The following is a 4,767-nucleotide window of genomic DNA, read 5'->3' as shown; positions in this document are numbered from 1 at the left end:
TTATAGAAATTGATTTAAATTAAAGTAAATAAAAAATATTAATAAAAAAGGACGAGCTTTCATAGTGCATTCACAAATTTAATAGTCGATATTTATGTCAAATAAGAATTTGGAGTTGCTTTTTGTAAAATAGAAAAATTTAAATCTTCTTAATTTTATTCGTTTATATTATGTCTTTTTTTAATCTATATTGAAAATAATAAAAAATATAATATAATATGCAAAAATGGAAAATCTAAATAAAATAATTTGTATTGACGCTTTGGAAGGTATAAATTCTTTGCCTGATAACAGTATAAATTTAATAATAACAAGTCCGCCGTATTTTAATTGTAGAGTTTACGGTAATGAAACTATAGGAAGAGAAGAAAATCCTTTAGATTATATAAATAATCTTTTTAAGTATTTGAATCCGTTAAAAAGAGTTTTGCATAAAGAAGGTTCTTTTTATTTGAATATAGGCGATTTGTATTTTGGGACTAAAGGGTTTAGCAGAAATAAAGGCAGATATTCGAGGAAAACCGATAAACATTATTTGGAATATAAAATAGCAAAACCAGACGGAAAATATCTCCAATATAAACAATTATTAATGTTGCCAGAAAGAATAGCCATAGAAATGCAAAATGCAGGTTGGATATTGAGAAATAAAATTATATGGGAAAAACCCAATCCTGTTCCTTCGTATTCTAAAGACAGAAGGTATCCTGTATATGAGCATATATTTCATTTTGTAAAATCAAAAAAATATTTTTTCGATATAAAGAAAGCTAAAGAATTGGGGCATCATAGAGATGTGATAAGAAATAAAATAGAACCGTTTAAATTTCATCAAGCGTCTTTTCCTTTATCACTTATAAAACCTTTAATAGAAATTACATCAAAAGAAGGCGATATTGTTTTAGACCCGTTTATGGGGAGCGGAACGGTAGCGGAAGCATGCATCTTATTAAATAGAAATTATATTGGCTTTGAAATAAATGAAGATTTTTGCAAGATAGCCGAAGAAAGATTAGAGAAAATATATGATTTTCAATACTAACTCTAAAGAATATAAATTATATTGCCATTATATAAAAAGCGTCTCATCTTTATCAAAATTATTTAGCGAATCTGATATTCCTTTTTTACATTATAGATTGGCGGAGAATTTATTTTGTAAGGCTTTCAATGCGGAAAATTTATCAAGAACCGATACGGCTTATGACGCAAGAATAGATAATATAGGAATTGGGATAAAAACTTTTGTATGTCCGTCAAATAGTAAAACTGAAAAAATAGCGGAATTTGACAAAAAAAATTCAGAATTAAAAAATTTGAATGTAGATAAATTTGTAATCAAGTTGGCTGAATTAAGAAACGAGAGAATCAATTTTTCAAATAGAACATACAAAATAGAAAAATCTTATTATCATTGCATCGCAAGAAAGAAATCGTCTTTAGTAATTTTCGATACTAGTTACGATTTAATAAATATAGATAAAATTAATATTATATCCGATAACGATGCAAGCATAAAATTTAAAGATAATATAAACGAATATTCTTATAATTATGCAAAATCTACATTATTCAAAAAATTTATAATTCCTCAAAATCCTAAAACGATAGATATACAAATAATAGATAATCCGCTCGATTTGATATTAAAAATATTTAACGAATATAATAATTTTGAAATTACCGAAACGAAAGATTTTGTAATATTGCCTTTATATTCTTGCATTAAAAGTAAAATCAAAAATGAAAATAAAAAATATGTCCCAGAAAAAAGCGGTTTAAATCAATGTAATGCGGGAGGAAGAGTTCGCAAATATGGAGAAGTTTATATTCCCGTTCCAGCTGAAATTAGAAAATTAAAAAGCGGATTTTTCCCAGAAAGAGATAAGATATTTAATTTAGAAATTCCTTCGGGAGACAAATTAAAAGCGAAAATATGTCAAGACAACGGAAAGGCTTTAATGACTAATCCTAATGTAGCTTTAGCAAATTGGCTTTTGAAAGATGTTTTGCAATTAAAAGAAAGAGAATTATTGACTTATAAAAAATTGGAAATACTTGGTATAGATAGCGTAAAAGTAGAAAAAATAGACGATGAAAATTTTAAAATATATTTTTCTAAAATAGGAAGCTATGAAAAATTTATTAACGGCAAATTTGATTAAAAAATAATAAAGAAATATAGTCTTTAATATCAAATTATATTATATTAGCTATTCTTAAATATTAATCACACTCTCAAATTTATTTATAACTTCTTCGGGCTTTATAGCCTCTCGGCATTCAAAAGTTCCGATTTTGCATTCTTTACCGCCGCAAAAAGCGCATTCTATTTTTTTTTCTATTAAATGGCTGTTTATTCCGATTGGCGAATTTTGATACGAAGGAGTGGCAAAATATAAAGCGAGAGTCGGTATTCCTACAATCGAAGCGACATGCATTGCTCCAGAATCGTTTCCGATAAATCCCGAACATAAACTTAAAATTGCGGCTATCATATCGAGTCCGAAATAGGGAATTATCGGCTCTTCGTTTAACATAGACGAAATTTTTTCTTGTATTTTTTTTTCTGCGGGAGTCGTTATAAATAAAGTCAAAGCGTCATATTTTTTTGAGAGATAATTTGAGGTTTCGGCAAAATATTCTTCTTTCCAAATTTTTCCGTAGCTATTTGTAGCTCCGATTCCGTAAGCGAATATTTTTTTATTTTCGGGATTTACTTTTTTCAAATATTCTTTCGCTTTAATTAAAACTTCTTCTTTTATTTTTAATTTAATTTTAGGGCGCTCTTCGTTTATATCAATCGCTTTAAGCAAATTAATATAATAATCCGCAGTGTGAATCCATCGAACTTCCTCTCTATCGACCGCGTCCGTAAGTAAAAATTTTCTATAATCCGCTTTATATCCGATTCTTCTTTTTATTCCATGCCCGAATATTCTAAACGCGCTTTCAAAAGAATTTGGAAATAAAATTGCAGTGTCGAATTTATATTTTCTTAAACTCGGAAAATTTTTTAATTCAATAATATTGTCGACTAAATCGCTAACGCTAAATATTCCGAACATAGATTTTTTTGTCATAACTGTAATTTTAATGTCTTTATATTTTTCTTTAATCAAATGAATCGCAGGCATCGACATTACAATATCGCCAAGCCAAGTGGGAGAATGTATAAGAATATTTTTTATTTCGTTCATTAGTTTTAAAAAAAGTCCAAATCTAATATAAATTGTTCGTATTTTTTTATTATTCCAACGCAAACATTTTTTTCCAATATTATTTTGCTTGATTTTCTTAAATTGATATAATAATCGTATAGCATATTAAAATTAGTTCCGTTGAATATTTTTGTCCAAATTTCTTTCGCTTCGTCAATTATATTTATTCCGTTGCATTTCAGCATATAATATCTTAATTTATTATTTTCGTTTTGAGATTTTTCTTTTTCCAAAGATATTACTATTTCTATTTCGTCTTTTCCAATATAAGTTATCTGGTCTTGAATATATACGCTTTCTTTTATATCTTCTTTCGTGGGAATAAGTATTTCGTCTTTATCGAGATAATGATTCGAGCAGTAATCTATATTGTCAAATAATATATCGACATAAAATGGTTCGATTTTTATATCTTTCAAAGATTTCAATTCTATCAAAGCGTTTGCCAAACTGTTTATTCCGACATCGAATAATTTTATTTTTAATTTATTTTCTTTCAATTCTATATTTTTTATTACGGCGTTATGCATTTGATTTAAGCCCAAATAATTAAGCGCTTTTCCAAGTCTTGTCGAGTTTGCAAATAAAAAATTTCTATAAATACTTTCGTCAATATAATATTTTTCAAAGACTTCGTTATCCAATATTAAAGATTCTTTATCCGCTCTTCCCTGATATTGATTATAAAATATCGTTTCGTATATGCTCGGCGAAAGCATCGGCGCTATCTCGTATAACTTTTTTATTTTATAATCCATAATTTAAAATCCGTCTCTATATAATATTTACCGCTCTCTTTATATCGTATCCGATTATAAACAAATCGTATTTAGTTTTTATGTTAGGATTATTATCGAAAAAATCCATATTCAAACATGTAAATTTTACGGGAATATTTTTTTCTTTCGATAATTCGCTCGCTATCAATTCGCCTTTATTTATATCGTCTAATGAAGTTTCGTTCATTAAATGAGTATTGTTTACTATGCTTGTTATTTTTAAGCCTAATGTCGCTTCTATATTATTAAAATGTCCCAATGCATAATCCAAAGTTGAATTTTCTTTTCTATTTGCGTTCAAAATAAATATAATATCCGTTTCTTCAATATCGACATTATCTCTAAATGTTGCAAAAGATAAACTTCCGACTGAATTTCCGCCCATATCGACTATTCCTATAATATCTTTATTTTCAAATAATGTATATACTTCGGCGGAAACGGCGGGCAAATCCGCTCCCGATTGTGGCAAATAACTTCCTATTACTTTTATATTTTTATCTTTCAAATAATCAAAATGTTCTCTCGACCTAAAATAAGGATTTACCACATCCAAATCGGCAATATAAATATCTCTATTAGTTTGATTTCTCAAATAGAGAGCGTAATTTATAGAAAAAGTGGTTTTTCCCGAACCGTAATGTCCGCATACTATAGTAATTCTTTTGTTTTTCATACACAATATAATATAATATATTTTTAAATATTTTCAAATTTATTTTTTAGCTTTTTATTTAAAATTAATTTAATATTATTTGATATTAAAT

General features: G+C 27.2%; 5 protein-coding genes. 2 read left to right on the top strand and 3 right to left on the bottom strand.

Going from position 1 to position 4,767, the window contains the following annotated elements:
* Window positions 1–226: 226 nt before the first annotated feature.
* Together ACR0QS_RS11135 and ACR0QS_RS11130 are read left to right on the top strand one after the other, a co-directional pair.
* On the top strand, window positions 227–1,042 hold the full coding sequence (locus ACR0QS_RS11135) for a DNA-methyltransferase (RefSeq protein WP_432633521.1): 816 nt from the start codon (window positions 227–229) through the stop codon (window positions 1,040–1,042).
* A complete protein-coding gene (locus tag ACR0QS_RS11130; protein WP_432633520.1) occupies window positions 1,026–2,165 on the top strand; it encodes a restriction endonuclease in 1,140 nt (379 codons plus the stop codon). The genes ACR0QS_RS11135 and ACR0QS_RS11130 overlap by 17 nt, the downstream gene beginning before the upstream one ends.
* A 54-nt stretch (window positions 2,166–2,219) precedes the next feature.
* Here the strand turns inward: ACR0QS_RS11130 and waaF are convergent, their stop codons facing one another.
* Genes waaF through ACR0QS_RS11115 form a run of 3 tightly spaced genes read right to left on the bottom strand, consistent with a single transcriptional unit; the run spans window position 2,220 to window position 4,676 of the window.
* Complete coding sequence (gene waaF / locus ACR0QS_RS11125; protein WP_432633519.1) at window positions 2,220–3,200, bottom strand: lipopolysaccharide heptosyltransferase II; 981 nt, start codon at window positions 3,198–3,200, stop codon at window positions 2,220–2,222.
* Between the two features lie 5 nt (window positions 3,201–3,205).
* Window positions 3,206–3,979 carry a hypothetical protein gene (locus ACR0QS_RS11120; protein ID WP_432633518.1) on the bottom strand — a complete coding sequence of 258 codons (774 nt, stop codon included), beginning with the start codon at window positions 3,977–3,979 and terminating at the stop codon, window positions 3,206–3,208.
* A 16-nt stretch (window positions 3,980–3,995) separates the two neighbouring features.
* Window positions 3,996–4,676 (bottom strand): ATP/GTP-binding protein, encoded by a 681-nt coding sequence (locus tag ACR0QS_RS11115; RefSeq protein WP_432633517.1) that lies wholly within the window; start codon window positions 4,674–4,676, stop codon window positions 3,996–3,998.
* Between the last annotated feature and the right edge of the window lie 91 nt (window positions 4,677–4,767).

The sequence above is a fragment of the Brachyspira sp. genome (assembly GCF_050873525.1).
GTDB lineage: Bacteria > Spirochaetota > Brachyspiria > Brachyspirales > Brachyspiraceae > Brachyspira.
Note: the sequence above shows the minus strand (reverse complement) of the source record. Positions and strands in the feature narration are given on the sequence as shown.

Coding starts and splice junctions, on each gene's coding strand:
- waaF (WP_432633519.1), bottom strand. CDS start 3,200: ATGAACGAAATAAAAAATATTCTTATACATTCTCCCACTTGGCTTGGC.
- ACR0QS_RS11135 (WP_432633521.1), top strand. CDS start 227: ATGGAAAATCTAAATAAAATAATTTGTATTGACGCTTTGGAAGGTATA.
- ACR0QS_RS11115 (WP_432633517.1), bottom strand. CDS start 4,676: ATGAAAAACAAAAGAATTACTATAGTATGCGGACATTACGGTTCGGGA.
- ACR0QS_RS11130 (WP_432633520.1), top strand. CDS start 1,026: ATGATTTTCAATACTAACTCTAAAGAATATAAATTATATTGCCATTAT.
- ACR0QS_RS11120 (WP_432633518.1), bottom strand. CDS start 3,979: ATGGATTATAAAATAAAAAAGTTATACGAGATAGCGCCGATGCTTTCG.